Source organism: Helicobacter sp. T3_23-1059 (assembly GCF_053654515.1).
The window spans coordinates 1-1,057 of the sequence record NZ_JBSIUV010000153.1; the positions used below are offsets into that span (position 1 = coordinate 1).

1 pseudogene is annotated in these 1,057 nt (G+C 40.4%); it reads left to right on the forward strand.

Annotated features, from left to right (window positions below):
• Positions 1 to 1,023 (forward strand): annotated as a pseudogene (locus tag ACWIX0_RS13725) (TonB-dependent receptor); the annotation flags it as partial.
• Between the last annotated feature and the right edge of the window lie 34 nt (positions 1,024 to 1,057).

Sequence of the window (1,057 nt, forward strand, 5' to 3'; positions counted from 1 at the left end):
ACATACAAGCTAATGGAGGCAAGAAGCGCGTTTGAATACACCGTAAGCAGAGAAAATCACAACATTACATTTGAAGAAATAATCAATAATCCTCAATATTCAAGTGGCGATGATTGCTACGATAAACAAAACTGCTACCATCAAAACAAAAACGATACAAATTTTAAAAAACTGCGTGTGCCATATACTGATGAGTTAATGGGTGGAATCACGCAAAAACTCTATGCGTTTATTATAAATGCAAAATACATTTACCGAGCGGGCAAAGATGAGATTCGCAGAATGTGTCAAACCCCTGATGGCTCTTTATCCGCAATGAGTTGCACTTCGGACTTGTATATGCCAGAATATGGAATCAATGCGCGTGATTCACGCTTTGTCTATACAAATCTTGGGCAAAGCAGTAGCGATGTGGTTAGCCTAAGTATCACAAATAATGGCGGATTAGATTTTGGTGGAATCAAAAATAGCATTTTATTTGCGTTTGATTGGACTAATGTGAGGCGAAACTATAATGACTATGATACGAGCATCGATGCAAACGCGCTAAATAACGAAATGATTTGGTGGGGTGGCGAAGTGATAAGGTATGATATGCGTCCTGCGACAAACTTCGCCCGCCCGCATACGATACGACTAAGCACGACTACGAGCTTTTCTATCGCTCGCACAAAGTGGATTATCAATAACTTTTTTCGCCTGCGAAGTAGCTATGATGCGATGGCTAGCATAGGGCAACGCACAGCTAAATGGAGCGAACTAAAAGCACAATATCCAAACATTACCGCTGCGTTTGAGAAATTTCGCGTGCCTGCGGCGTTTAATTGGGATATGCGCGTGGGATTTGAAGTAAATGCTTATAAAGGCAATACGGTATATATGAATGTAGATATACTAAATGTGCTAAATACACAAAATCTAATGATAGCCTCTGCTAGCTACTCTGCGAGTGCAGGAACTACGGCAGTGCCTGTGTATGAAGTGGGGAGGCAATTTTGGGTGCAGGTGGGGTATAAATTTTAGAGATATTTTTTATTGAAATAATTTTCTATGGCAA